Origin of the sequence: Paucilactobacillus wasatchensis, from assembly GCF_000876205.1 — a bacterium.
GTDB classification, from domain to species: domain Bacteria; phylum Bacillota; class Bacilli; order Lactobacillales; family Lactobacillaceae; genus Paucilactobacillus; species Paucilactobacillus wasatchensis.
In genome coordinates this window covers 21,581-46,523 of sequence record NZ_AWTT01000010.1, presented here as the reverse complement: position 1 = coordinate 46,523, position 24,943 = coordinate 21,581, and the positions used below count along the sequence as shown (strand labels likewise).

25 protein-coding genes are annotated in these 24,943 nt (G+C 39.7%); 3 read left to right on the top strand and 22 right to left on the bottom strand.

Annotated elements, in window-relative coordinates; all coding sequences use genetic code 11:
* Positions 1-67 precede the first annotated feature (67 nt).
* From WDC_RS09370 to WDC_RS02975, 12 genes are all read right to left on the bottom strand, one after another.
* Entirely contained in the window at positions 68-643 is a 576-nt protein-coding gene (locus tag WDC_RS09370) for an RNA polymerase sigma factor (protein WP_052497776.1), read from the bottom strand.
* Between the two features lie 309 nt (positions 644-952).
* Complete coding sequence (locus WDC_RS03025; protein ID WP_044010337.1) at positions 953-1,900, bottom strand: substrate-binding domain-containing protein; 948 nt, start codon at positions 1,898-1,900, stop codon at positions 953-955.
* Between the two features lie 15 nt (positions 1,901-1,915).
* A complete protein-coding gene (locus tag WDC_RS03020; RefSeq protein WP_044010336.1) occupies positions 1,916-2,884 on the bottom strand; it encodes an ABC transporter permease in 969 nt (322 codons plus the stop codon).
* Positions 2,877-4,367 (bottom strand): sugar ABC transporter ATP-binding protein, encoded by a 1,491-nt coding sequence (locus WDC_RS03015; RefSeq protein WP_044010335.1) that lies wholly within the window; start codon positions 4,365-4,367, stop codon positions 2,877-2,879. The genes WDC_RS03020 and WDC_RS03015 overlap by 8 nt, the downstream gene beginning before the upstream one ends.
* A 22-nt stretch (positions 4,368-4,389) precedes the next feature.
* Positions 4,390-4,785, bottom strand: a complete 396-nt coding sequence (gene rbsD, locus WDC_RS03010; RefSeq protein WP_044010334.1) for a D-ribose pyranase — start codon at positions 4,783-4,785, stop codon at positions 4,390-4,392.
* 153 nt (positions 4,786-4,938) lie between these two features.
* A complete protein-coding gene (rlmB, locus tag WDC_RS03005) occupies positions 4,939-5,694 on the bottom strand; it encodes a 23S rRNA (guanosine(2251)-2'-O)-methyltransferase RlmB (RefSeq protein WP_044010333.1) in 756 nt (251 codons plus the stop codon).
* Positions 5,678-6,097 carry a Mini-ribonuclease 3 gene (locus tag WDC_RS03000; protein ID WP_044010332.1) on the bottom strand — a complete coding sequence of 140 codons (420 nt, stop codon included), beginning with the start codon at positions 6,095-6,097 and terminating at the stop codon, positions 5,678-5,680. Before WDC_RS03000 ends, rlmB begins: the two co-directional genes overlap by 17 nt.
* Position 6,098: 1 nt before the next feature.
* Complete coding sequence (gene cysS / locus WDC_RS02995; RefSeq protein WP_044010331.1) at positions 6,099-7,505, bottom strand: cysteine--tRNA ligase; 1,407 nt, start codon at positions 7,503-7,505, stop codon at positions 6,099-6,101.
* 132 nt (positions 7,506-7,637) lie between these two features.
* A complete protein-coding gene (gene gltX, locus WDC_RS02990) occupies positions 7,638-9,128 on the bottom strand; it encodes a glutamate--tRNA ligase (RefSeq protein ID WP_044010330.1) in 1,491 nt (496 codons plus the stop codon).
* 86 nt (positions 9,129-9,214) lie between these two features.
* Entirely contained in the window at positions 9,215-10,360 is a 1,146-nt protein-coding gene (locus WDC_RS02985) for a PIN/TRAM domain-containing protein (RefSeq protein WP_044010329.1), read from the bottom strand.
* Between the two features lie 22 nt (positions 10,361-10,382).
* Entirely contained in the window at positions 10,383-11,750 is a 1,368-nt protein-coding gene (gene radA / locus WDC_RS02980) for a DNA repair protein RadA (RefSeq protein ID WP_044010328.1), read from the bottom strand.
* Positions 11,751-11,838: 88 nt separating this feature from the next.
* On the bottom strand, positions 11,839-12,375 hold the full coding sequence (locus tag WDC_RS02975; protein WP_044010327.1) for a dCTP deaminase/dUTPase family protein: 537 nt from the start codon (positions 12,373-12,375) through the stop codon (positions 11,839-11,841).
* A gap of 143 nt (positions 12,376-12,518) precedes the next feature.
* Between WDC_RS02975 and WDC_RS02970 the strand changes: the two genes are divergently transcribed.
* From WDC_RS02970 to WDC_RS02960, 3 genes are all read left to right on the top strand, one after another.
* A complete protein-coding gene (locus WDC_RS02970) occupies positions 12,519-12,812 on the top strand; it encodes a GNAT family N-acetyltransferase (protein ID WP_044010326.1) in 294 nt (97 codons plus the stop codon).
* 18 nt (positions 12,813-12,830) lie between these two features.
* Positions 12,831-13,514 carry a ribose-5-phosphate isomerase RpiA gene (rpiA, locus tag WDC_RS02965; RefSeq protein ID WP_044010325.1) on the top strand — a complete coding sequence of 228 codons (684 nt, stop codon included), beginning with the start codon at positions 12,831-12,833 and terminating at the stop codon, positions 13,512-13,514.
* 153 nt (positions 13,515-13,667) lie between these two features.
* Complete coding sequence (locus tag WDC_RS02960; RefSeq protein ID WP_044010324.1) at positions 13,668-14,999, top strand: C1 family peptidase; 1,332 nt, start codon at positions 13,668-13,670, stop codon at positions 14,997-14,999.
* A 493-nt stretch (positions 15,000-15,492) separates the two neighbouring features.
* On the opposite strand, the gene WDC_RS02955 is transcribed toward WDC_RS02960, so the two are convergent.
* From WDC_RS02955 to WDC_RS09365, 10 genes are all read right to left on the bottom strand, one after another.
* The gene (locus WDC_RS02955) at positions 15,493-16,449 is read right to left on the bottom strand and encodes a ketopantoate reductase family protein (protein ID WP_044010323.1); all 957 of its coding nucleotides are present in this window, start codon (positions 16,447-16,449) and stop codon (positions 15,493-15,495) included.
* A gap of 180 nt (positions 16,450-16,629) precedes the next feature.
* Complete coding sequence (locus WDC_RS02950; protein WP_044010322.1) at positions 16,630-17,301, bottom strand: 2,3-bisphosphoglycerate-dependent phosphoglycerate mutase; 672 nt, start codon at positions 17,299-17,301, stop codon at positions 16,630-16,632.
* Positions 17,302-17,371: 70 nt separating this feature from the next.
* Positions 17,372-18,313, bottom strand: a complete 942-nt coding sequence (locus WDC_RS02945) for a serine hydrolase (RefSeq protein WP_044010321.1) — start codon at positions 18,311-18,313, stop codon at positions 17,372-17,374.
* Positions 18,314-18,462: 149 nt separating this feature from the next.
* A complete protein-coding gene (locus tag WDC_RS02940; protein ID WP_225349610.1) occupies positions 18,463-19,314 on the bottom strand; it encodes a C40 family peptidase in 852 nt (283 codons plus the stop codon).
* A 231-nt stretch (positions 19,315-19,545) separates the two neighbouring features.
* The gene (locus WDC_RS02935; RefSeq protein WP_044010320.1) at positions 19,546-20,502 is read right to left on the bottom strand and encodes a DMT family transporter; all 957 of its coding nucleotides are present in this window, start codon (positions 20,500-20,502) and stop codon (positions 19,546-19,548) included.
* 11 nt (positions 20,503-20,513) lie between these two features.
* Entirely contained in the window at positions 20,514-21,461 is a 948-nt protein-coding gene (locus WDC_RS02930; protein ID WP_044010319.1) for an AEC family transporter, read from the bottom strand.
* A gap of 241 nt (positions 21,462-21,702) precedes the next feature.
* The gene (gene accA / locus WDC_RS02925; RefSeq protein WP_044010318.1) at positions 21,703-22,461 is read right to left on the bottom strand and encodes a carboxyltransferase subunit alpha; all 759 of its coding nucleotides are present in this window, start codon (positions 22,459-22,461) and stop codon (positions 21,703-21,705) included.
* A 4-nt stretch (positions 22,462-22,465) separates the two neighbouring features.
* Positions 22,466-23,254, bottom strand: a complete 789-nt coding sequence (locus WDC_RS02920) for an acetyl-CoA carboxylase carboxyltransferase subunit beta (RefSeq protein ID WP_044010317.1) — start codon at positions 23,252-23,254, stop codon at positions 22,466-22,468.
* Positions 23,235-24,566 carry an acetyl-CoA carboxylase biotin carboxylase subunit gene (locus WDC_RS02915; RefSeq protein ID WP_044010316.1) on the bottom strand — a complete coding sequence of 444 codons (1,332 nt, stop codon included), beginning with the start codon at positions 24,564-24,566 and terminating at the stop codon, positions 23,235-23,237. Before WDC_RS02915 ends, WDC_RS02920 begins: the two co-directional genes overlap by 20 nt.
* A complete protein-coding gene (locus WDC_RS09365; protein ID WP_191978636.1) occupies positions 24,566-24,940 on the bottom strand; it encodes an acetyl-CoA carboxylase biotin carboxyl carrier protein in 375 nt (124 codons plus the stop codon). Before WDC_RS09365 ends, WDC_RS02915 begins: the two co-directional genes overlap by 1 nt.
* Positions 24,941-24,943 lie beyond the last annotated feature (3 nt).

Here is a 24,943-nt window from a genome sequence, read left to right as displayed (position 1 = left end):
ATTCTAGTGCTAATCATGGGGCCGGAGTGCTCTTATACTACGACTTCTTAACGTGGTCGTTTGCGCTCTACTTTAGTATCACATTCATCTTTTTTTGACATCGGTCTAAAGCGCTAGTGACCTTACGTGCATTGCAGTTTAACGTTTTTGCTATCATTTCTTGCGACGATCCCGAATGCAGTAAACTAAAAACCTTGATTTCAAACGGTGAACATTGTGCGAGAAATTCCTTCATGTTTTCATGACACATCGTACAGTCATCCGGTGCGCTATGATGATAATCAACCAATAAATTACCAAAATCATCTTCTTCCAGGTTAATTCTTTTGGTCACATGAACTCGTTTGAAAGCGTTTTCTTTTCTGATAATATCAAAGGCCCGGTGTTTCAAATTAACTTTAAAAAAATAGCCAAAATCAACGTGCAAATCAGTTTTGTAGCACCGAATAGTCTTTAACATCACGATCCTTGCTTCCTGTTCCCAGTCTTGTTGATCCACATCTTGAAAATAGTAATGTCGACCAAACTTGTGTACCAATGGTAAATATCTCGCAAATAAGACTGTAAAGCTGACTGAATCTCCGGCGATAAATCGCGTGAGTAATTCCATGTCAGAATCAGATTGCTCTGCAGTAATAATCATAAGTCCTCCCAATAAAATAAATTATTTGATATAAGTTATTATCACTATTAAATATACATAACTACATTTAAGGTACAAGGGAACGTATGTTTATTATGCAAAAAAGCGTGCATATTGGCCTTGTTTATGAATGTTTGATGAGCATTATAAAAATTTAATGGGCAAATTTAACTGTTTGCTCATTATATACAACCGCGGTATTTCAAGGCTATTAACTATCTCCACCGGTCTACAGCAATATAAAAAGCTCAGGGTGATTGCTCGCCCTGAGCTTCATTTCTAGTTTTTAACAAATACCATTATTGATGACTATTTTGCGTCAGAAGACTTTACCAAGTGAATTGGTGAGGCAGTAGTCTTTGATACCTTCTTACCTTGATAGTACTTGTAAGCAGCCTTAACAGCAAGTTTACCTTCAGTCTTAGGTTGTTGTGCTACGATACCATCAATTTGTCCACTCTTAACAGCAGCTAACCCATCAGGTGTTCCGTCAATTGAAACAATCTTGATGTCTTGGTTCTTAATTGCCTTAGCGGCACCTAAAGCCATTTCATCATTTTGAGCGAAGACACCCTTAATGTCAGAATGTGCTTGTAGAATGTTTTGCATTGTGCTCAATCCTTTAGCACGGTCAAAGTTAGCACTTTGCTTTGTAACTAAATCAAGATTACCCTTGATAGCAGCATCAAACCCTTTTCCACGTTGCACAGCAGCATCGGCACCTGGTGTACCTTCTAGTTCAGCAACTTTAGCATTACTACCAACTTGGTCTGCTAAGAATTGGGCAGCCATTTTACCAGCTTTAACGTTATCAGAAGCAACGGTCGTTACAACTTTACCACCATTTGAACCACGGTCACAAGCAATGACTGGGATCCCGGCCTGATTAGCCTTTTTAACAGATGGCACAATAGCATCAGAATCAACCGGATTTACAATAATAACATCGACCTTTTTAGTAATTAAATCAGAAATTTGGTTGTTTTGTTTTGAACTATCATTTTGAGCATCAAAAGTTTCAACCTTTGAACCGTTTGCTTTAGCTTCGTTATCAATACCCTTTTTAACATTCACGAAGAATGGGTTACTGAGTGTTGAAAGTGAAACCCCAATTTTGACATTTTTGGCTGCTTTTTTTGTAACCTTAGAACTACTCTTGTTGTTACCAACTGAAGCGGCCCCACAACCTGACACAACCATTAAGAATGCTGAAAACACTGTAAATAAACTGAGTAACCGTTTAGTACTTTTTTTCATCTTGAAAAACCCCCGTTAATTTTGTGACTGCTTACGATCAAGTAAGACAGCAGTTAAGATTACGATACCTTTAACAATTTGTTGATAAAAACTAGAAATACCAAGTAAATTCATACCGTTGTTCAGTACCCCGATAATCAAGGCACCAACCAGAGTCCCAAACATTTTTCCTTTTCCTCCGGCAAGAGAAGTTCCTCCTAAAACAACAGCAGCAATGGCGTCCATTTCATATCCCGTCCCTGCATCGGGTTGGGCAGATGCCAATTGCGAAGTTAAAATCATCCCACCAACTGCTGAAAGAAAACCAGCAATTGTATAGATTAAAATGATTAACTTCTTGGTGTTAACACCAGCAACGAAAGCTGCCTTCTCGTTTCCACCAAGTGCATACGTCTTGCGGCCAAATGTTGTCTTGTGCAACAGTAGGTAAGCGATAACATAAAAGATAATCATAATATAAACTTGGAATGGAATACCAAATAAATATCCTTGACCTAAGAACTGGAATGAAAGACTATTATTCATTTTTGGCCCAGTAATTGGGTTACCATTAGTCAGCACATAAGTTGCACCACGGAAAACTGACATTGTAGCCAACGTAACGATAAATGGAGCGGCTTTCCCATAAGCAATCAAAGCTCCGTTAAAGGCCCCAAAGATGGCACCCATAACAACGCCAATTAGAAAGGCTAATAATGGGGGCATCCCCATCAAAATCATTTGAGCAGCAAATGCACCACTCAAGGCCAAAATGGAACCAACAGATAAGTCAATTCCCGCAGTTAGAATAACGAATTGCATCCCAAAAGCAATTAAGGCATTAACTGAAACCTGTTGAAACAGGTTCATTAAGTTATTAACGTTTAAAAACGAACTATTCATGATACTTACGAAAATAACTAGGATTAGTAGCGCAGCGAGCGGCCCCAACTTGGAGTAAAACTCACCCATATTAAATTTCTTTTTAGTTTCGGTATTATTCATCAAGCTTTCCTCCTGTTGCCAGAGTCATTACTTTATCTTGTGTAGCATCCTTAGTAGCAATTTCTCCTTGAATTTTTCCTTCGTACACAACCGCGATATTATCGCTGAACCCAAGCACTTCATCTAAGTCACTTGAAACCATGATAATGGCAGTGCCACGGTCAGTTAGTTCATTCATCAAATCATAAATTTCGCGTTTAGCACCAACGTCAACCCCACGTGTTGGTTCATCAAGAATCAATACCTGTGAACCTGAACCAACCCATTTTGCCAATACAACTTTTTGCTGGTTACCACCAGAAAGACTGGCAGCGGCGTCTTTGGCGCTTTGTGCTTTAACTCCTAACCGTTTCATTAACATGTCCACAAAATCTTTATCGGCTTTTTTATCAATGAAGCCATGTTTTGCAAAACCATCTATACTTGGCAAATCAATGTTATCGGCTAGTGAGGCATCTAAAATGAGCCCCTCATCTTTACGGTCTTCAGTCAGAAAGCCAATATTATGTTGAATAGCATGTTCCGGGCTACTAATATGGACTTCTTTACCTTTGATGAAAATTTTACCGCTATTAAACTTATCAATACCGAAAATTGCCCGCATGATTTCAGTTCGACCGGCACCCATTAAACCAGAAAAGGCTAATACTTCACCTGAGCGAACCTCGAAGTTGACGTCTTTAAAGACACCATCACTCGTTAGATTTTCAACTTTTAGATACGATTCGCCAAACTTAGGATTGCGATCTGGATAAAAATCACCCATATCACGTCCAACCATGTCATGCACAATTTGCTTAACATCTGTATCCTCAGTTTTGTATGTGTTGACGGAAACGCCGTCACGCATCACGGTAACTCGATCACTAATTTGAAAGATTTCTTCCATTCGATGGGAAATATAAATAATAGCAACACCCTGTTTTTTCAATGTTCGAATGATGTCAAATAGCTTAGCGATTTCATTTTCGGTAAGCGCAGCAGTTGGCTCATCCATGATTAAAACCTGTGTTTTGTTCATCAATGATTTAGCAATTTCAATCATCTGCTGGCGACCAACACTCAACGATCCGACAGGCACACCAACTGGAATGTCCGCTCCCAATCGGTCCAGGGCTGCTTTAGCTTGTTTACGCATTTCAGCCATGTCGAGCATGCCAAAACTTTTTTTTATTTCGCGGTTCAAAAACATGTTTTCAACAACTGACATTTCAGCAAAGTTGTTCATTTCTTGGTGAATAAACGCAACCCCGTGTTGTTCAGCGTCTAGGGCGTTGTTGAAACGTGTTTCTTTGCCATCGACGAGGATATTACCACCGTCAAAATCAAGCAACCCAGTCAAAATATTCATCAAAGTAGATTTCCCAGCTCCGTTTTCACCCATTAACGCATGAACTTCACCACTTTGAATAGAAAAATCGACTCCTCGCAACACTTTGTTTGGACCGAAAGCCTTGGAAATGTTTTTTAATTCAATTTGCATTATTTTTTAACACCTCTCTTTCTCAAAAAGTAACGCCACTGACCAAAATAATGTTCGAAAATGAAGACATCTCTCCAGTTCTCACAAAAGCTTTGGCTTTGCTTAAATCTTTTTTCATCCGCTCATGTGGGATAAACGATATTTTGGTGTCAGGCAACAATGCCTCAACAGCAGATAATTGTTTTGGATTGACTGTTCTAATTTCGTCAGCCAAAATAATTTCTTGTACCTGTAATTCACTCAAAACGTTTTCTAACACAGAGATGAAACTGGGTAAATTTTTTGATACCGCTAAATCGATTTTTTCTGTCCCAACTGGAACAGGCATCCCAGCGTCGCCAATCGCTAGAGTATCAAAATGCCCCATATCGCTAATAACTCTTGATAAATCAGAATTAATCACCGTTGTTTTTTTCATGTGAATCTCAAGCCCCCCTTGCCTGTAAATTTATTAAGTAAAGCGTTTTACTTAATATTCCTTTCCTGCTACATTTATAAATTTACCACAAACTGAAAGGGCTTACAACTAATTTCAAATTTTTTTTAGTTATTTAACTCTTTTATTAAAAAATTATCCAAGTGGATGGCGTGAATTAAACCCTTGGTAAATCAGCAAGCTAGCCGCTACACTTGCATTTAAGCTTTGCACATGGCCCACCATTGGAATAGTCAACATTTCATCAACCGTTTTTTTGAGTAACTCAGAAATACCCTTACCCTCATTACCAATTACCAACGTAACTGCACCAGTTGCGTCCCACTTGCGGTAATCTGTGCCATTCATGTCAGTTCCGAACAACCAGACACCCTCTTTTTGTAATAGTTTAGCTGTTTGAACCAAATTAGTAACACGAGCAACAGGAACATGTTCAATCGCCCCGGTCGAGGTTTTAGCCACCACAGAGGTTAACCCAACCGCCCTTCTTTTAGGAATAATGACACCATGAACACCCGCCGCATCGGCAGTTCGCAAAATAGAGCCTAAATTATGGGGATCTTCGAGTTCATCTAAAATGATGAAAAACGGTGCTTCATTTTTTGCTTTTGCATTGGCAAATAAATCATCAATTTCAGCATACTGAAATGCGGCCACTGCTAAAACCACACCTTGGTGATTTTGTCGGTCCGTCATTTGGTCTAACTTATTTTTAGGTACCGTTGAGATTACTAACCGTCGTTTTTTGGCTAAATCCACAATTTCCTTGATGGAATCTGACTTAAGGCCTTCCTGCAAAAAGACCTTATTAATTTCTTGGTCCGATTTCAATGCTGCTACTGCAGGGTGGCGGCCAATCACAAAATCCATTTCACTATTTGTCTGTGCCATTTTCAGTTCTCCTCGCTTCAACTTGATCAATACACCAATTAGCCAACTCGGCGAGGCGTGCGTCTTGTTGACTTAACTTTAAGTAGCCCATCAGTGCTTCAAATCCAGTTGAAATTCGATAAGTTAGCACCGAGGTGTTCTTGGCATGGGTGTGACTATTTGCGTTTCGCCCACGTTTGTAAAAGTTCCATTCTTCCTCGGTTAATAATTGGTCTTGTTCCATCAGATTAATTAAAGCAGCTTGTGCCTTAGCTGAAACAAAATGAGTGGCTGAATGGTGTAACTTAGTAGGTTTTGTTAATCCTTGTTTTATTAAATGTTCTCGAATATAAATTTCATAGGCTGCATCCCCTAAATAGGCCAATGCAATGCCGTTAACCTGTTGATAATCAAACTGTGCCATACTATTCCTTTCTGTACCTTGTTCCTTGGGGTGTGTCCTCTAAGACAATCCCCTGTTTCTTAAGTTCATCGCGAATTTGGTCGCTCAATTGAAAATCTTTGTTGTCACGTGCCGCATTTCGTTTTGCAATTAGTGCTTCAATCTTGGTATCGTCCAATGTATTTGTCTGGAGTCGAATGCCAAAAATTGCCATCAGTTCCTGCAACGTGTTCAACATCACCTGTAATGTTTCTTGAGCAACTTGCTTTTTTTGAGCATAGATATTACTTAATTTAACCAATTCATAAACAGTGGCAATCCCATTTTGGGCGTTGAAATCATCATCCATAGCCGCAATAAACTGATTTTTTAACTGAGCTACGTCTACCAATTCTGCCTCATTTGGACCAGTGACAGCATCTTTTAGCCGGTATGAAAGGTTCGTAAATGCCGTCTGAATATGCTGCAAGTTGTTAGTAGCATCAATAATATTTTTTTGACTATACTGAATGGGCCGGCGGTACTGGGTGGTGGCCATTAAAAACCGGAGAATTTGTGGGTCTAGGGTTTTAATAATGTCATGAACAGTCACAAAATTACCTAACGATTTGCTCATTTTTTCGTTTTCATCGCCAACAGTGACAAATCCATTGTGGAGCCAATAATTAGCAAATTTTTTTCCAGTCTTAGCTTCACTCTGCGCAATTTCATTTTCATGATGGGGAAACTCTAAATCTTGCCCGCCACCATGTATATCGAAAGTATCGCCTAAATATTTAGTCGACATCACAGAACATTCAATATGCCAGCCTGGTCGGCCAGCACCCCACGGCGATTCCCAGTTAATTTCATGGGGCTTGGCTGCTTTCCATAATGCAAAATCAATTGGGTCTTCTTTGCGGTCAAACTCTTGATCATCGACATGCTGACTAGCACCAACTTCAAGCTCATCAATCGGTTGAGCGGATAAGTCACCATAATGTTTAAACTTACGTGCCCGATAATACACGTCCCCCTCAGACTCGTACGCATATCCTTTATCAATTAAAACTTGAATAAACGCAATAATCTCTGGAATGTTTTCGGTTGCCCGCGGATGTTTGGTGGCTGGTTCAATATTGACGGCTTGTGTATCCTCCATAAACGCTGCAATAAATTTATCCGCTAATTGGGGGACGGTAATCCTCTGTTCATTAGCTGCTTTAATCATTTTATCGTCAACATCAGTAAAATTAGAAACATAGTTGACCTGATAACCACGAAATTCAAAGTAACGCCGAATCGTGTCAAATGCAATTGCACTCCGCGCATTCCCAATGTGAATATAATTATAGACAGTTGGACCACAGACATACATATTAATCGTACCAGGCTTAATTGATTTAAAAATCTCTTTTTGTCGTGTCAGCGTGTTATAAACTTTTAGCATTCAACTAACCTCATTTCAACTCGTTATAGTAATAATAGTTTACCACATTTAGCCTGCATCCTTTGTAAGCGACATAAAAAGGTTGCGACAAACCCAAGTTTTGTCGCAACCTTACATGGTTATTTATTAAATTTATGCTGTTAACTCTTGAATCATTTCAGTTAAATTAGCTAACGTTGTTTCATAGCCAATCAATTCAATGCTTTCAGGCAATTCTGGTCCGTGCATTTCATGAGTAACTGCAATCCGAATTGGCATCCACAACTTACGACCTTTAATCTTAGTATCTTTTTGAATACTTTTGATTGTCTTCAAAATCTGAGCTGTGTTCAGATAATCCAATTTTTCTATTCGATCATGAAATTCCTGTAATACTGTCACAGCAGTATCAGCATGCAATTCTTCTCTCGCTTCAGCATCAATTTCAGCTGGACCATGGAAGAACGGCTTGGTCAATGGCACAATTTCACGAGCATAACTAATTTCACGCTTGAAGACGCTGACTAGTTTTCTCGTCCACTCCATCGTTTTGGCATCTGGTCGTTTTTCCAACAACCCTGCCTCAATTAATTGTGGTAAGGCTAAATCAAACACTTCGTCCTCATCAGCATTTTTCATGTACTGATTATTAATCCATTCTAGTTTTTTACCATCAAATGATGCAGGTGACTTACTTAAACGGTTTTCATCGTACATTTTAATAAAATCTTGCCGCGTAAAAATTTCATCTTCACCAACTGGAGACCAGCCCAATAACACAATAAAATTCAGCATTGCAGCAGGCAAATAGCCTAGTTCGCGGTATTGTTCAATAAACTGAAGAACCGACTCATCCCGTTTACTTAACTTTTTCCCGGTTTCTGTGTTGATAATCAAGCTCATATGCCCAAATTGAGGTGCATCCCAGCCAAATGCTTCGTAAATCATCAACTGTTTCGGAGTGTTAGCAACATGGTCGTCGCCCCGAAAAACGTGGCTGATTTTCATCAAATGATCATCAACGACCACTGCGAAGTTATAAGTCGGCATTCCATCACGTTTCTGAATGACAAAGTCGCCACCAATTGTATCTGCAGCAAAGGAGATCTCACCTTTGACCAAGTCTTGCCAAGTATAAGTTTTCTCTTGTGGAATCCTGAAACGAACAACCGGTTCAAGCCCTTTAGCTTCCGCTTCTGCTTGAGTTTGCTTAATTTGCTCAGCGGACATTCCTGCATATTCATAAACATAGTGTGGCATTTCTTTGCGCGCTTTTTGTGCTTCACGATCTGATTCCAGTTCTTCTTCTGTGCGGTAAGATTTGTATGCTAATCCCTCGTCTTGCAACTGTTGAATTAACTTAACGTAAATATCTTTTCGTTCAGATTGTCGGTACGGACCAAAATCACCACCAACATCAGGACCTTCATCCCAATCCAGCCCTAACCATTTTAGATTTTCTAACTGACTTTTTTCGCCGTCCACAATGTTGCGTTTGGTGTCGGTATCTTCAATTCGGATAATAAACTTACCCTTGTTGTGCCGAGCAAATAAGTAATTGAATAATGCCGTTCGCGCGTTGCCAATATGCAAATGTCCAGTCGGACTGGGAGCATAGCGAACACGTATGTTATTTTTTGCCAAAACTTTACGCCTCTTTCATTAAATTCCATCATTAGATTTCACTGTCTAGTGTACAGGTATCGGTCATAAATTCCAAGGAGCTAGTCTCATTTACTAGCTGAATTGTCCTTATCGGCTGTGTGATGTTCGTTGATGCCCTTAGTTGAATGAACGGGGCGGGCAAAAATCATTCGACCTGCATCAGTCTGCAGTGCACTAGTTACTTCCACATCAATATGTTCGTTCATATAGTAGCGACCATCTTCAACAACAACCATTGTGCCATCATCCAAATATGCCACCCCTTGTTGTCGTTCAGTTCCGTTTTTGACAACCATCACATTCATGGTTTCACCTGGAATGACACGTGGCTTCAGTGACTTAGCTAGTCCGTTTATATTCATAACCTGTACGTTTTGAAATTGAATGACTTTATTCAAATTGTAATCATTCGTTACAATCACGCCATCCACCTGTTTCGCTAATCGAATCAACTTGCTGTCAACCTCAGAGACATCCTCAAAATCACCCTCGTACATTTCAATTGGAACGATTTTCTCACTCTGTAATTTATTCAAAATATCGAGGCCACGACGACCACGAACCCGTTTGATGCTATCACTAGAATCCGCAATGTATTGCAGTTCATACAACACAAAATTGGGAACTAGCAATGTTCCTTCGATGAAGCCAGTTTTCACAATGTCATAAATGCGGCCATCAATCAAAATGTTTGTGTCCAAAATTTTATAATGGTGATAATTATCATCTTGCTTCTTCAACAAGTTGCCATCACTATCTTGCGGCGCTTCTTTGTTTTGTCTTCTAAATTGAAATAAAGTGCGCCAATCATCTAATCTCGTGGTGCCCAAACGAAATCCCATGTAACCAAACAACAACATCAAAATAACTGGGACAATGTTATCTAAAACAGGTACATGTGAGTTCCAAAGTGGAATTGATAATAAAACAGCCAATACGAGTCCCACAATCGTCAGCAAACTGCCAAACAATAAATAAATTGGACTTTGCTTGGTTAAATAAGACTCAGCTCGATTGACAAGGTGCTCAACGGAAGTAGCTAGTGCATATGATAATAGCCAAAAAACAATTGCTCCGATAAACAGATCAATAAATAATAAACTAATTCCGGTGATATTTAAGCCAACTACATCCCATAATAATGGTAAATAGTAAAATCCGACTGCTGCGCCCAAAATAACGAACAAGAGCCTAATAATATGTTTTCTCATGTAAATCTCCTCCTTTCAAAAATTAATTCAACGCCTTTTTCAATGCCTCACCCAACGTTGCCACACCAATAACTTTGATACCGGTTGGTGGCGTCCATCCTTGCAAGTTATTTTTTGGAATAAAGATTCGTTTGAATCCTAGTTTTTGCGCTTCTGCCACTCGTTGTTCAATCCGGTTAACCCGTCTGATTTCACCAGTCAGCCCAACTTCGCCAACAAATGCGTCGGTTGGTTGAGTTCCCTTGTCCCGATAACTAGATGCAATACTGACTGAGATTGTCAAATCAATCGCTGGCTCGTCCAATTTGACGCCACCAGCAGCTTTCAAGTAGGCATCCTGATTTTGTAGCATCAAATTAGCCCGTTTTTCTAATACGGCCATTAACAATGACACTCTGTTACGATTCAAACCAGTCGCAGTACGTTGTGCATTACCAAACACTGTCGGCGTAATTAAGGCTTGGATTTCAACCAAAATTGGTCGGGTTCCTTCCATTGATACAACAACAGCCGAACCGGTTGCATCCTTTAGTCGCTCCTCTAAGAATATTTCTGAAGGATTAGCAACCTCTTGCAGCCCATTTTCTCGCATTTCAAAAATGCCCAACTCGTTAGTAGAACCAAAGCGATTTTTCTGTGATCGTAGGATTCGATACGTATGGTGTAAATCACCTTCAAAATACAAAACAGTATCTACCATGTGCTCCAAAATTTTAGGCCCCGCGATGGCTCCACCTTTGGTAACATGGCCCACAATAAAGATGGTGATGTTATTGGTTTTACCAATCTGCATTAATTCTGCCGTCACTTCACGAATTTGAGCCACACTTCCAATTGCTGACGCGACATCTGGCTCTGACATTGTTTGAACTGAATCAATCACCACATAATCAGGTTTTAACTCTTCAATCGTAGCGCGAATGCTGCTCATGTCCGTTTCGGGATATACGTAAAATTGATCACCAGCTACATGTAATCGGTCTGCTCGCATCTTAATTTGCGTAGCACTCTCTTCACCAGAAACATACAACACGCTGCCGCCAGTTTGATTCAGTTGGCCAGACACTTGAAGTAACAGTGTTGACTTACCAATCCCTGGATCACCACCAATCAAAATCAGGGAACCAGGGACAATGCCACCGCCTAACACACGGTTTAATTCCCTCATATTTGTTTTAACCCGAGGTGTCTGCCCCATTTTAATTTCGCCAATTTTAGTTGGTTTGACGGTCGTTCCATTCATGCTGACTCGTGATTTACGGTCAACACTAGATTGAACTTTTTCTTCCACCAACGTGTTCCATTCACCACAATTTGGACAGCGTCCCAAAAAACGGGGAGAACTATACCCACAATTTTGACACACAAACTGTGTTTTTACTTTTGCCATCTACTAACCTCCTTGGATTGGTCTACACTATTGTATCATAACCACTGATAAATCTACGGTTCATGATAACCTTAATCATATCTTACAATTACTTTTTAGTTGAACCAAACCCACCATTGCGCTTGTTTTTTGGTGCTTGTTCATCGTCTGCTACCAAATATGGCATAAAAATACCCTGACCAATTCTTTCGCCCTTTTTAATTGAGACGTCAGTGACACCAAAATTAAGGAGTTGGAAAAATATCTCTCCCTCATTGCTGTCATTATTATAATAATCTGCGTCAACCACTCCAACACCATTTGGTAGCACTAATCGTCTTTTTAACGGATTGCTAGATCGATTGGCCAATAGCAAAAATTCATCTGGTTGCATATATGCTTTAATCCCTGTTGGAACTAATAACGGTTTCAATACCGCATTTGCTTGTTGATAATCTGTTACGGTAATTTCCTTTGTTTGATGCAATAATTTAAATATCTTAATAAAATTAAGTTTCCAAATCGATGGTAAAATAAAATCCTCTGCGCATTCAAAATCATACCCGGCAGCATTTTTGGTTTGGCGTTTTGGTAAATTAATTTGTAGATCTTGTTTAGCTGTGATAATTTCAAATCCACGTTTCATTAATCCATATCCCCTTTTCCCTTATTTCTCTAATTATACGGGAGCAAACTCGTTTTTAATACTACTTTATCGGCTAGGTTGACAATCACCACTGAAAACGGTTAAATTTATATGATTAGAAAAGATGAAAACTAGGTGATGAAATGCAATTTCAATATGCGCCCGGCCGAATTTTCGCGGAAGATGGAACAGGACAATTGCTAGGAGAAATTGTTTTTCCGACTGTTGCAGATGGTAAAAATTTAGTGGTTGTTGAGCGAACATTTGTTAACCCGGTAGCTCGGGGACAAGGGCTGGCGGCGCAATTAGTGGCTGAATTTGTCTGCTATGCTAGTAAAAATAGTCTAAAAGTTAAACTTTTATGTCCATTTGCTAAGAAAGAATTTGGTCAACACAGCGAGTATCAGCAGTTATTGGCACCAGAAGATCGTTTTTAACTAGGGGGAGAAAATTAAATGGATCAAAATGAATTAAAGCAACAAGTTGGCCAAGAAGCCGTTAAATATATAGAAGATGGAATGACGGTTGGTCTCGGTACTGGTTCGACAGTTCGCTATATGGTTGATGCGCTTGGTAAACGAGTGCAAGAAGAACAGCTGAATATTGTCGGTGTCACTACATCAAACCGGACCACAAAACAAGCTCAAGACCTAGGTATCACAATTAAAAATATTGACGAAGTTGATCATATCGACCTGACGATCGATGGCGCTGATGAAGTTGATGATAATTTTCAAGGGATCAAAGGTGGCGGTGGTGCCCTTTTGTGGGAAAAAATTGTTGCCATCAATTCAAGCAAAATTATGTGGATCGTTGATGAAAGCAAAATGGTCCATCAACTCGGTAAGTTCCCATTGCCCGTGGAAGTAATCCCTTTTGGCAGTGCACATGTATTTCATGAATTGCAGCAAAAAGGCTACAACCCCGAATTTCGCATGACCAATGACACTAAGTTTTTAACAGATCAAAAAAACTATATCATTGACCTTCAATTAAATCGGATTGGCGATCCATTTGGTTTAGCTGATGACTTAGTTAAAATGGTTGGCGTAGTTGAACACGGATTCTTTCTCAATATGGTTAATACTGTGATCGTTGGCCGAGAAAGCGGCCCCGAAGTTTTGCACGGGCGTGACTAAACAAAAGTTAAGCATTAAAAGATTCAATCAGCTGTGCAATCGCACTCTGATTGCTTTTTTTTATTTCCAATTGGTAAAAATAAAGCAATCATTTTACTGTCTTTCAAAACTTGAGTACAATAGAAGGATAAATATTAAAGGAGCGTGGTCGATGTGAGTCATGAAATTACAACTGAACAATTGAACCAATTTAAAAAAGAACTCAATAACCAACCTGCAGCTACCGTAATTGAACGTGCAGTTACTAAGAACGGAATTCTAGCAAGCAGTTATGATTGGCATGCTGTTAGTAAATCGGAGCCAGTGTTTTCAATTGACCTCAACACAGGTGATGTGTCAAATCAAAAGCAATCAGGTCGTTGCTGGATGTTTGCCGCGTTGAACACGATGCGTCATGATATGGCACAAAAATTTGGCCTTACTAAATTTGAACTATCTCAGTCATATACTTTTTTCTGGGATAAATTTGAAAAAGCAAATTATTTTTATGAAAATGTTTTAAAAACAGCCCATCAACCAGCTGGCAGCCGAGAAGTTGCTTGGTTAATGGAAACACCACAGCAAGATGGCGGCCAGTGGGATATGCTCTGTGCTTTGATTGAAAAGTACGGCGTCGTACCACAATCTGCAATGCCAGAAACTTACAACAGCTCCAAGTCCAATGAAATCAATACAACCTTAAACCGGAAATTACGTCAAGACGCAATTACTTTGCGCAAACTGGTAACGGACAATGCTAGTGAAACTCAAATTGACCAGACCAGAAACGAAATGCTCAATGCCATTTATCGTGTTTTGACATACAGTTTTGGCCAGCCACCCGTTAAGTTTGATTTTGAATATCGTGATGAGCAAAAAAATTATCATCGTGATGCCGATTTAACACCGCAAACGTTTTTCCAAAAATATGTCGGTTGGAATTTGGATGACTATGTTTCAATTATTAATTCACCCACAGCTGATAAGCCATACAATCAAACATACACTATTGATATGTTGGGTAATGTTGTTGGTGGTCGTCCGGTTAAACATTTAAATGTTACGATGGCAGACTTCAAAAAACTTGCTATTACCCAATTAAAAGCCGGTGAAAGTGTTTGGTTTGGTTGTGATGTCGGACAAAGCTCTGATCGTCAAAAAGGGATCATGGACACAAATATTTATAATGAAACTGAACTATTTGACACACCATTTTCAATGACGAAGGCACAGCGGCTTGATTACGGCGATAGCATGATGACGCACGCCATGGTTTTAACCGGAGTTGATTTAGTTGATGACAAACCAACCAAATGGAAAGTCGAAAATTCCTGGGGACCAAAAGTTGGTACCAAAGGTTATTTTGTCATGAGTGACACCTGGATGGATGAGTTTTGTTATCAGATTGTTGTAAAAAAACAATTTTTATCACCTGAATTAAAAGCTGCCCAAGAGCAAGAACCTGTGTTATTGAAGCCTTGGGATCCGATGGGCGCTTTAGCATAATTTGACTGAGTTTGAAGCGAAAATTTCCTTTTCAAACTTTTTTAATGAAATCCTCTTTCTTCATTGGCGGTTGACGTAGCTATTATTTACAATCATAATTGCCGACACGTGTTCGCAACCACTGATGTCTATTGCATAAAGCAAATAACCCCGTTACTTCGTAGGTCCGAAGAGCTCTCTCTTTTTTTATTGCCGACACGTGTTCGCAACCACTGGTGTCTATTGCATAAAGCAAATAACCCCGTTACTTCGTAGATCGAAGTGCTCTCTCTTTTTTTATTGCCGACATGTGTTCGCAACCACTGATGTCTATTGCATAAAGCAAATAACCCCGTTACTTCGTAGTTTCGAAGTGCTCTCTCTTTTTTTATTGCCGACATGTGTTCGCAACCACTGATGTCTATTGCATAAAGCAAATAACCCTGTTACTTCGTAGATCGAAGTAACGGGGTTATTTGCTTTATGCCACGACATCATAACGTGGTTGCTCTCACTATTTTTGTTTTTCTTTTTGCTTCTGTAACTCAGCCAAATGAACTTCATGTGTTAAGAACGCATGCGTTTTAGCTTCATAACCATGTTTGCGGCCCATCTTTACTAAGTACCCATTGATGTAATCGACTTCTGTCCGGCGGTAATTATGCATATCCTGATACATCGATGGATAATGTAGTGGATTAGCCACCTTGCTGACGTAATTAACACTGTCCAATTCCTCTTGTCTGCTGTTGATCATCTTGACGCCATCGCGCTCACAAGCATCATATGCCTCGTCAATTAACTGCCGGCTCATTTCATCTGCGCCTTCATAAGCAGCATACTCACCCATTGTCATTTCAAACATAGTGCACAAAGTGTTGACCACAGAATTAAAGACAACTTTTGCCATTAATGTGCCACGAAAATTAGTGGTTAAATTAGGATTAAATTGGGCTTTGTCCAGTTCAGCAACTAATTGATGCGTGAATTCATCCGGTTTTTCAGTGTAGTTGGCTAAATTCATCGTACCGGCGCCACGAGCACCAATAAAATCGACATCACCAGGACCATTCAGTACAGTTGCAACTAACGCAGTTCCTGCGATTAATTTTTCTGGTTTGAAATATTGCAATAATTTTTCAACATGCCCCATGCCATTCATACATGTAAAAGCATACTGATTAGGTTTGAAAAAGTGTGCACACCGCGCCAAAACGTCAGCCAATTGCATTTGCTTGGTAAAGAAGATATAACAATCTGGCTCGCCTTGATATTCCTCAGGGTAAAAAACATTTACAGGTACTAAATGTTTGGCTTCATGGTCACGTGAAACATAAACGCCACCTTGCTCACGCATCTTTTCGACATGTGGTTCCCATGGATCAACAAAATCAACTTCATTACCTGCATCCTGCAATAAAACACCATAACGCAGCCCCATAGCTCCTGAACCAACAACTGTAAATTTCATATGTATTACGCTCCTTATTTATCTGTTTTTCTATGTGTACTTGATGAACAATCCCCATTTTATTTAAGGACTCAACCAAAAAAAACGACTTCACTTCCTAAAAACTGGCATGATCAAGTTACAATTAATTGTAACTTAAAAATGTGAGAAGTCAAATCGTTTTATAATCAAGTTTTAATATTAATGAAGAGATTTCTTACTCTGCACACGTAAATGTTCATCAAATCGATATACAATTGGCTGCCCATTAGCAACTTCAACTTGGTCAATTTGGTCATCCGGTATTTGGTCTAAATACTTAATTAGTGCTCTTAGCGTACTACCATGTGCCACAATTAATTGATTTTTACCATTCAATAATTGTGGCACAATTTGATTGTTCCAGTATGGTAACAAACGATTCTGGGTCATCGCTAGGCTTTCGCTCAATGGAATTTTAACACCCAGCCGATCATATCTGCGTTCATGGTCCGCCTGTGTCAATTGCGGAGGTAGTGCACTGAAACCGCGCCGCCATTTAGCCACCTGCTGTGCGCCATATTGTTTTTTTACTACATCCTTGTTACACCCTCGCAGGGCCCCGTAATGGCGTTCGTTTAAACGCCACGATTTATGAATCGGAACATATGCTTGACCAATCTCATCACAAATTAAATTTGCAGTTAAAATGGCTCGTTGCAGCATTGAAGTGTGAACATCATGAAAATATACACCTAGTTGCATAATTTGCTGTGCAGCAACTCTAGCTTGTGAAATACCCTTATCTGTTAGCGGCACATCAGTCCAACCTGTAAAAATGTTATCCCGATTTGCCTGGCTTTCGCCGTGTCTTGTTATTATTAATAATGCCATTTATCTTCCCCCACCTATTTATTATCATAGCGCATAAATTAAATCTTGAACAGGTAGAGGGAAAATGGAATTAATTGTATGTTTCAATCTTGCTACCAGCGTTTTTACCATAAACAATTGTCTGGACATTTTTGGCAATCTTGGCAATCTTAGAAAAACCACTAAAACCACTTTGCCCGTGACCATGTGTCATAATTACCAAAATATATTTCTGTCCATTCGGTAACGTCACAATCGCAGCATCGTTATTAGTATCATTGAGAAATCCGACTTTATCGGTAACAGTTGTTCCTTTAGTAGCCGCATTAACACCGGTTGGAATCCCGGTACGGTAAATTTGCTTACCCATCAATTTTAAAATCTTAGCGCGGTCACTGCTGTTTTTGAACGGCCCTGTTCCGGCATCCAATTGCTCCAGCAGTAACTGCAAACTATAGCTTGTTGTAGTGGCATCGACGCCATCTTGAAATACCGGCGAATACCATCCTTGTTTTTTGATAAAGCTGTTAATTGAGGACTTACCGTAACTAGCAAGCTCCGTTTCAGCAAAATCATTTTCACTATTGACAATCATCCGATAAAAGCCATCAGTATTGGTAGTTGTCCACGTAAAGTTACCTGATAACTTCTGTTGCATCAAGTAAGCAGTGATAAACAATTTATACGTGCTAGCTGCCGTTTCCGGTGTATGCGCATTTGATTCAACTTGCAAACTACCTTTTTTATAAAGTGTCGCCGCTGTGCTATTAGCTGAAGTGCTACCAGCTTTTGCGCCTAAACTATAGAAACTGACGCTGACCGTCCCGTCTTTAGTGACCGTTTTTAGATAATTAGTCAAATTGGTTTTGATAATTTTACGTTTTTTGGCAATTGAAGCACTGTTGACATCCGATGATTTTGCGCTGGTCGTGCCACCACTAAAATGATGTACCCAAATTAAAACAAGCCCGATTAACAACACCGCGACTGTAATAATTCTAACTGTATGTGCATTTATTTTTTTTGTTTTCATAATGTCTCTAACCTTAATCAAAAAATTTGAGCTGATAGTTAAGTTTATTTGATTAAAGCGAGAACTTTAAATGAATTTACTGCAATATGCACGAATATTCAGACAAAATAAAAAAGCCTCCTAAGAGACTTTTTCTAATTGTTATAAAATTACTTTACGTTAACGTAGAAACTTGCTTTGTAGTAAGTTTGGCTAAACTCGCCAATGCCCTTTTGTGAGTTTTGAGCAGCAACATAAGTTCCGTTACCAAGTGAAATACCAACATGATAAGGAGCGCTGTCAGAACCCCAGAATAACAAGGCACCATAAGGAGCGTTTTGAACATCAGAATGATGTGTCACTAATTTAGCTTGTTGAGTAGTTGTACGAGCACTTAGACCGTAGACATATTGAACGAAACCTGAGCAGTCAAAGCCTGACAATGAAGAACCACCATAAACATATGGTGTGCTGCCGTTAGCAATTGCCAGGGCTTGAGAAACACCACCGCCACGAACACTAATTGCACTATCGTAACTTGTAGCAGCTTGGCTACTTTGAGCAGTTGCTTGGCTACTGTTTGAATTTGAAGCATTTGTATTAGCAGTCGCACTTGCGGCTGATGTAGTGCTTGTAGCAGCTGAGCTTGAACTTACAGCGCTCGATGAAGCAACTGAACTAGCAGCGCTACTTTGTGTAGTTGCTTGGCTAGCAGCTGAAGTAGCTGTTGAAGTTGTAGCAGTTGATGCAGCTGCAGTAGATGTTTGGCTGGCATCACTAGTATTAACGCCAGGAATGTTTAAAGAATGACCAGCAAGAATCAAGTTGGCATCAGCCAATTTGTTTGCCTTAACAATTGAATCGATTGATACGTGATACTTTTGTGAATATGCCCAAACAGTGTCACCACTTTGAACTTTAACAGTATCTGCATGTGCTACTTGTGTACCGGCAACCAATAAACTAGCTGCACCCAATGTTCCAATTAATGTTTTCTTTGCTGCTGATTTAATAATAATCACTCCTGTAGTTTGATTTAGTCAATTTTGTCTTTGATATGTAATTTCCACGTCCTAATTACGAGTGTCATTGTATCGCTATAAGATTGCAATCCAATAGCATTAACATTACAAATCTTTGCAATTATTACAGTTAGATTTCACGATCAGCTCCAATCGCTGTTCTTAAGGTATTCTTAACAATTAAAAAAAGATTAACAAATTTCATTTTTGCTAATCTTTTTTTCAATTGGTTTAGGATTCTTGCATTGAGCCGCCAGATTCACGACGTTGATTTCCCATAAATGTAACCACTGAACCGGCAATAATAATCACAATGCCAATAATGGTTGTCATCGCAATTTTATCACCAATTAGTAGTGCAGCTAAAATTGGAGCTAGTCCTGGTTTGATGAAAAACACCAAGGAGGCTGTGGAAACATTTGACCGTTCCATTGCCAAAAAATAAAATGCAAACCCACCACCGGTCACACAAACGCCAATAAAGAATAATGTCCAAAAGAAATGGCCATTAACGTTAGTTAATACTGGAATGTTGCTAAACTGTCGTAACCATGACACTTGTTTCATCTTATCAGCGACGGCAGAAATATGGGTTATCAGCATGATGACATACAGTTCAATGGCTCCCACTAGGAATGTAAAACACGTCATCACAATACCGTTAAAACCTCGTTTGATCGAACCATAGCGTGAGATAATACTATAAAGGCCAAAGGTTAACGCTGAACTAATCGATAATACTAACCCTAGCGCATTGTTTAAATGTGTTGGATTAACAATAACCAACAAACCAATAATCGATAAAATTACAGCAATTAAGTTGGCCCGACCCAGTCGTTCATGCAAAATAATATATGAAAAAATTAATGCAAAGACAGGATTAGAACTGAACACTACCGCCACTGTAGAGGCCTGATCGTACATAATTGCCAACTGGAATAGAGTCATGCTAACCAACAAACACATGAACCCAGTTGTCGCAAATAACTTTAAATCCGACCAACGCAGCATAATCCCTTGAATTCGTAATGAAGAAATAGCAAACGGCAACAACACAATGCCACCAATGGTAAAACGAATCCAATTAATTTGAATCGGATTAAACGCATCCCCGGTTGATTTAAGCACGATTTCCATCAAACTAAACATGACGGTCGAAAATAAAATATATAATACTGTCTTTTTCAATCTGAACTCCTTTAAACTAACGCCTTAATAATAACCATCAAAATTGGTACCATCACAACACTAATTAATGTCGTTTCAGTAACCATAATTGCTGCATAATCTGCATCGGCACCGTACAATTTTGACACAACTGGCGCATTTGTCATTACTGGCATCGCTGCTTGTAAAATAAATACTTGTTTCATCAAAATTGGCATACTGCTTGGCAACACCAAAACCGCCATTAAAAATGGTGAGAAGAGGAACCGACCTAGTAAAATTCCAATCGCATCCACATCCAATCGCATCCGCGACAACCCCGCATTTGAAACCGCCATTCCAATGAAAAACATTGACAATGGAATAGTTAACCCGCCAATATAGCTGAGATCACTCATTAAAAACTTGGGTAACGAAATATGTAGCATTACCAAAATAACACCAACAATAAAGCCCAAAAGTGGTGGTGAAAAAACCTTTTTCAAGGTTGTCCACAAATTAATCTTGGCACTGCCCATTCCATCGCGCTGAATTAGCCATACTCCCAACGTCCAGAAAAACGTTGTATTAGCCATGTAATAAACTAAAACATATGGTAATGACTTATCACCAAAGAGCGCTAGGTTGATCGGTAACCCGACAAACACCGTGTTCGAGTTGAAAAACATTGATGAAAACAGTCCCGCATGTGCTTGCTTAATTCGTAATACACGAATTACGGCAAATGAAAACGCAAATAAAATCAACATTGAAATTACAGGATAACGAAGATCGGGCAATAATGTCTTAAGTTCATTTGCAGTGAAATCATGCATAATCGTTGTAATCATATACGCCGGTAATGCAATTTGTGTCACCAACCGCGAAATCAGTTTTGATGAACTTTCGTCAAACCAACCTCGTTCTGTTAATATGTATCCAATCGCCACCATAACTAAAATGATGAAAACGCCGGAAACACTAGATAGAAATACAGCCATTAATCTAGCCTCCAAAATATGTAATGATTTGATTATAGCACACGAAAATGCTGCTAAATCAGGAATTATTCATGATACCGTTTTCATTATGGAAGAGTTAAAAATAAGTTATTAGCTTTCTCACATTTCTATCAAAAAAATAAAAACTTTTGGAACATACTACGTTGACCAAAGAATTAAGCCAGCTTGCTGACCAATTTTCACTAAAATAGGCAGTACTATAAATGAAGCCGGAAAAGTTTTACTCTCTTCCAGCCTCTAAAACTTTCAAATATTTTTTTTGTCGTTGATTTATTAATTCTTGTTCATTCAACTGGTTTAACGCTGACAATTGTTTTGCCACCGCTCGTTCAATATTTTCTAAAACTTTTGGGCCCTCACGAACTACATCATCGACCAAACCAATTCGCTTCAGCGCTGTTGCAGTCATTGGTAAATATTCATTTATATCGGTATCAGTATTTACAATTGCAGCCACTGCCTCGGGGGAAGCCACTGAAAAAAGTGCATTTTCTAACATGATAATGCGATTAGTATTGGCAAATGCTAGTGCTCCACCACTATGACCTTCTCCTAAAAAAATGGCCATGTTGGGGCTTGATAATTCTCCCATTTCCGCAAGCATCTCTGCAATTGCCTGACTTTGACCATGATGTTCAGAATACGCACTGGCATCAGCTCCTGGCATGTCAATCAAACTAATCACTGGCCGGTTAAACCGTTGCGCCGCCTTGATTAGTCGTAATGCTTTGCAATAGCCACTCACACTCACCATGCCACCATTAAAGTGCTGCCGTTGTACAGCATTATGACCGCGATTGACGGCCAATACCGTCACTGGTTGGTCGTTAAACAATGCAACGCCACCGGTCAAAGCAGCGTCATCACCCAAAACTCGATCACCGTGAATCGCCACAAAATCATGGAACAGGTAATTCAACACAGTGCGACTGCTGATTCGGTTCTGACTTCTAATTTGTTTTAGTTGGTCTGATAACATCAATCTAACCTCTCTGGTGCAATTTCAGTAAAGTAGCTAAATAGCCTCGAAGATGCTCACGTGCTACAACATCATCAACCAATCCATGTTGCAATAAATCCTCTGCCGTTTGAAAATTAGCAGGCAGTTTATCTGCTGAAGTCGCCTTAATCACCCGTTGACCAGCAAAGCCAATTTGTGCATTTTTTTCGGCAATTACAAGATCATTTTTAAATGCAAAACTGGCTGACACCCCGCCCATTGTCGGATCCGTTAACACGCTAATTGATACTTGCTTTGTGGCATCAAATTCGCGTTTAGCCATCAGGATGGTATTCATCTGCAGTAGTGAAAAGATGCCCTCCTGCATTCTGGCACCTCCGGATGCAATAAACATGATCAATGGCAATTTTCGTTGTTTAGCCGTCGTATAAAGCACCCTGATAACCCGACCAACCTCAGTATTTAAGGTCCCCATCATGAAGTGGCTATCCATCACACCAATCATTAGTGATACCCCATTGATTGTTGCTTGGCCAGCAAGAACTGCTTCTTTCAATTTCGTTCGCTGCTGATTTTCCGTCAACTTTTCAGCATACCCAGGCACCTGTAGCTGACTGTTTGTCTTTCGTTGAAACTCTAATGGCACAAATGAATTCGTATCAACAGTTATTTTTAGGCGTTGCTGTGCTGTTAACCGCAAATACTGATGGCAATGTGGACATTGACAATACTCGCCCCACTCCAATTGATTGACGTGACCCCCACAATGAGGACATTTAGTCCAGGTTCCCCTAGTTGGTTGTTGACTCATTTGCTTTTTTCCTCGCATCTAATGTTGTTACTGAAAATTCATTACTTAAAAACCAATTGCTTGAAACAACAGCTTCCAATTGAGACAAATTATTGGGCACACCATCAATCTCAACTTCGGCCAGTGCCTTACTCATTTTGGCAATTGCAGCTGTGCGTGTGTCAGCACTGATGATCATTTTCGCCAGCAATGCATCATAATAGGGTGGAATATAATCACCTTGTTGGTAGCCAGTATCGACGCGCATGCTGTCTGGAAAACTAAAACTAGTCAGTTGATTTATTTTAGCCGTGCCCGTTAACTGGAGCCGACACTCAATTGCAACACCATCACTCATCGGAACACAATCCGGTAATTTACCCTCGTTAGCGGCCAACTGCAACTGTAACAGTACAATATCTAGTCCAGTGGTTGTTTCCGTCACGCCATGTTCAACCTGCAAGCGCGTATTCATTTCGAGAAAATAGAACCGGTCCTGACTAAATAAAAATTCAACTGTTCCTAATCCTTGATAACCAACGTGATCTAACAGTTGATGAACGGTTTGAGTCAGTTCACGTCGCTGTGCCTCAGTGATAAATGAAGCAGGACTTTCCTCAACCACTTTTTGTCGTCGATGTTGTAAAGTACAGTCTCGGTCACCCAAAATTTGAATTGTCCCTGCCTGATCACCAATCACCTGTACCTCAATATGGCGAATATCTGCTAAGACTTTTTCTAAATAAATAGCACTATTATCAAACGCAAACTCTGCCTCTTGTTTGGCGATTACTAGCTGACTGAGCAATTGTTTTTCATCATCAGCCTGTCTAATACCTTTACCGCCACCGCCTTGACTTGCTTTGATGAGCAGTGGATAACCAATTTTATTTGCAGCCACCTTTGCTTGTGTAACATCATTTAATACAAACGTTCCAGGAATAATGGCAATGCCACGACCAGCTGCAAACTTGCGGGCGGCCGATTTATTTCCCATTAATGATATTAGTTTAGCGCTTGGGCCAAGCCAGGTAATATCACATTGAGCGCACATCTGTGCAAATAAACTATCCTCTGCTAAAAAACCATATCCCGGATGAATAGCATCCACGTTAGCAATTATGCCAGCCATCAAAATAGTTTCTCGATTTAAATATGAATCTTTGGCTGCAGCAGGGCCAATGCAATAAGTCTCGTCTGCTTGTTTGACAAATAAGGCCTCTTTATCTGCGGTTGAATAAACAGCCACAGTCGTTATATTTAACCGCTGACAAGCACGGATAATACGACAGGCAATTTCTCCACGGTTAGCAATCAAAATTTTTTTAAACATTATTCAGCCGCTCCTAGGATAACTCTGAATAACGGTTGTGCATAGTCAACCGCCTGCCCGTCCTCACATAATACCGCCTCGACTTTACCTGTCATTGAAGCACTAATATCGTTAAACAATTTCATGCTTTCAATCTGACCAACAACCGTCTTCGGTGTAATAACAGACCCGACCTGAATCGGATGTTCATTAGTATGAAAAATACCAATCATGGGACTATTAATAGTTTGTATTTGGGCATCTTCTGGTTGCGACTGTGCAGCCAATTGGTCGCGATCCAAATCTAGCTCAAACTCATCAATTTTAATTTTGGCGTGTACAAAATCGAACTTCGCCAGTTGTTCGATTAACGTTTGAATCTGTTTTTCGTTCATTGT

Coding starts and splice junctions, on each gene's coding strand:
- WDC_RS03015 (WP_044010335.1), bottom strand. CDS start 4,367: ATGCAAATTGAATTAAAAAACATTTCCAAGGCTTTCGGTCCAAACAAA.
- cysS (WP_044010331.1), bottom strand. CDS start 7,505: ATGCTAAAAGTTTATAACACGCTGACACGACAAAAAGAGATTTTTAAA.
- WDC_RS03020 (WP_044010336.1), bottom strand. CDS start 2,884: ATGAATAATACCGAAACTAAAAAGAAATTTAATATGGGTGAGTTTTAC.
- WDC_RS02945 (WP_044010321.1), bottom strand. CDS start 18,313: ATGAAAACAAAAAAAATAAATGCACATACAGTTAGAATTATTACAGTC.
- WDC_RS02920 (WP_044010317.1), bottom strand. CDS start 23,254: ATGAGTCAACAACCAACTAGGGGAACCTGGACTAAATGTCCTCATTGT.
- WDC_RS03000 (WP_044010332.1), bottom strand. CDS start 6,097: ATGGCACAGTTTGATTATCAACAGGTTAACGGCATTGCATTGGCCTAT.
- WDC_RS02930 (WP_044010319.1), bottom strand. CDS start 21,461: ATGGCTGTATTTCTATCTAGTGTTTCCGGCGTTTTCATCATTTTAGTT.
- WDC_RS02915 (WP_044010316.1), bottom strand. CDS start 24,566: ATGTTTAAAAAAATTTTGATTGCTAACCGTGGAGAAATTGCCTGTCGT.
- WDC_RS09365 (WP_191978636.1), bottom strand. CDS start 24,940: ATGAACGAAAAACAGATTCAAACGTTAATCGAACAACTGGCGAAGTTC.
- accA (WP_044010318.1), bottom strand. CDS start 22,461: ATGTTATCAGACCAACTAAAACAAATTAGAAGTCAGAACCGAATCAGC.
- radA (WP_044010328.1), bottom strand. CDS start 11,750: ATGGCAAAAGTAAAAACACAGTTTGTGTGTCAAAATTGTGGGTATAGT.
- WDC_RS02950 (WP_044010322.1), bottom strand. CDS start 17,301: ATGGCATTATTAATAATAACAAGACACGGCGAAAGCCAGGCAAATCGG.
- rbsD (WP_044010334.1), bottom strand. CDS start 4,785: ATGAAAAAAACAACGGTGATTAATTCTGATTTATCAAGAGTTATTAGC.
- WDC_RS09370 (WP_052497776.1), bottom strand. CDS start 643: ATGATTATTACTGCAGAGCAATCTGATTCTGACATGGAATTACTCACG.
- WDC_RS02955 (WP_044010323.1), bottom strand. CDS start 16,449: ATGAAATTTACAGTTGTTGGTTCAGGAGCTATGGGGCTGCGTTATGGT.
- WDC_RS02970 (WP_044010326.1), top strand. CDS start 12,519: ATGCAATTTCAATATGCGCCCGGCCGAATTTTCGCGGAAGATGGAACA.
- WDC_RS03025 (WP_044010337.1), bottom strand. CDS start 1,900: ATGAAAAAAAGTACTAAACGGTTACTCAGTTTATTTACAGTGTTTTCA.
- rlmB (WP_044010333.1), bottom strand. CDS start 5,694: ATGGCACAGACAAATAGTGAAATGGATTTTGTGATTGGCCGCCACCCT.
- WDC_RS02975 (WP_044010327.1), bottom strand. CDS start 12,375: ATGAAACGTGGATTTGAAATTATCACAGCTAAACAAGATCTACAAATT.
- rpiA (WP_044010325.1), top strand. CDS start 12,831: ATGGATCAAAATGAATTAAAGCAACAAGTTGGCCAAGAAGCCGTTAAA.
- WDC_RS02985 (WP_044010329.1), bottom strand. CDS start 10,360: ATGAGAAAACATATTATTAGGCTCTTGTTCGTTATTTTGGGCGCAGCA.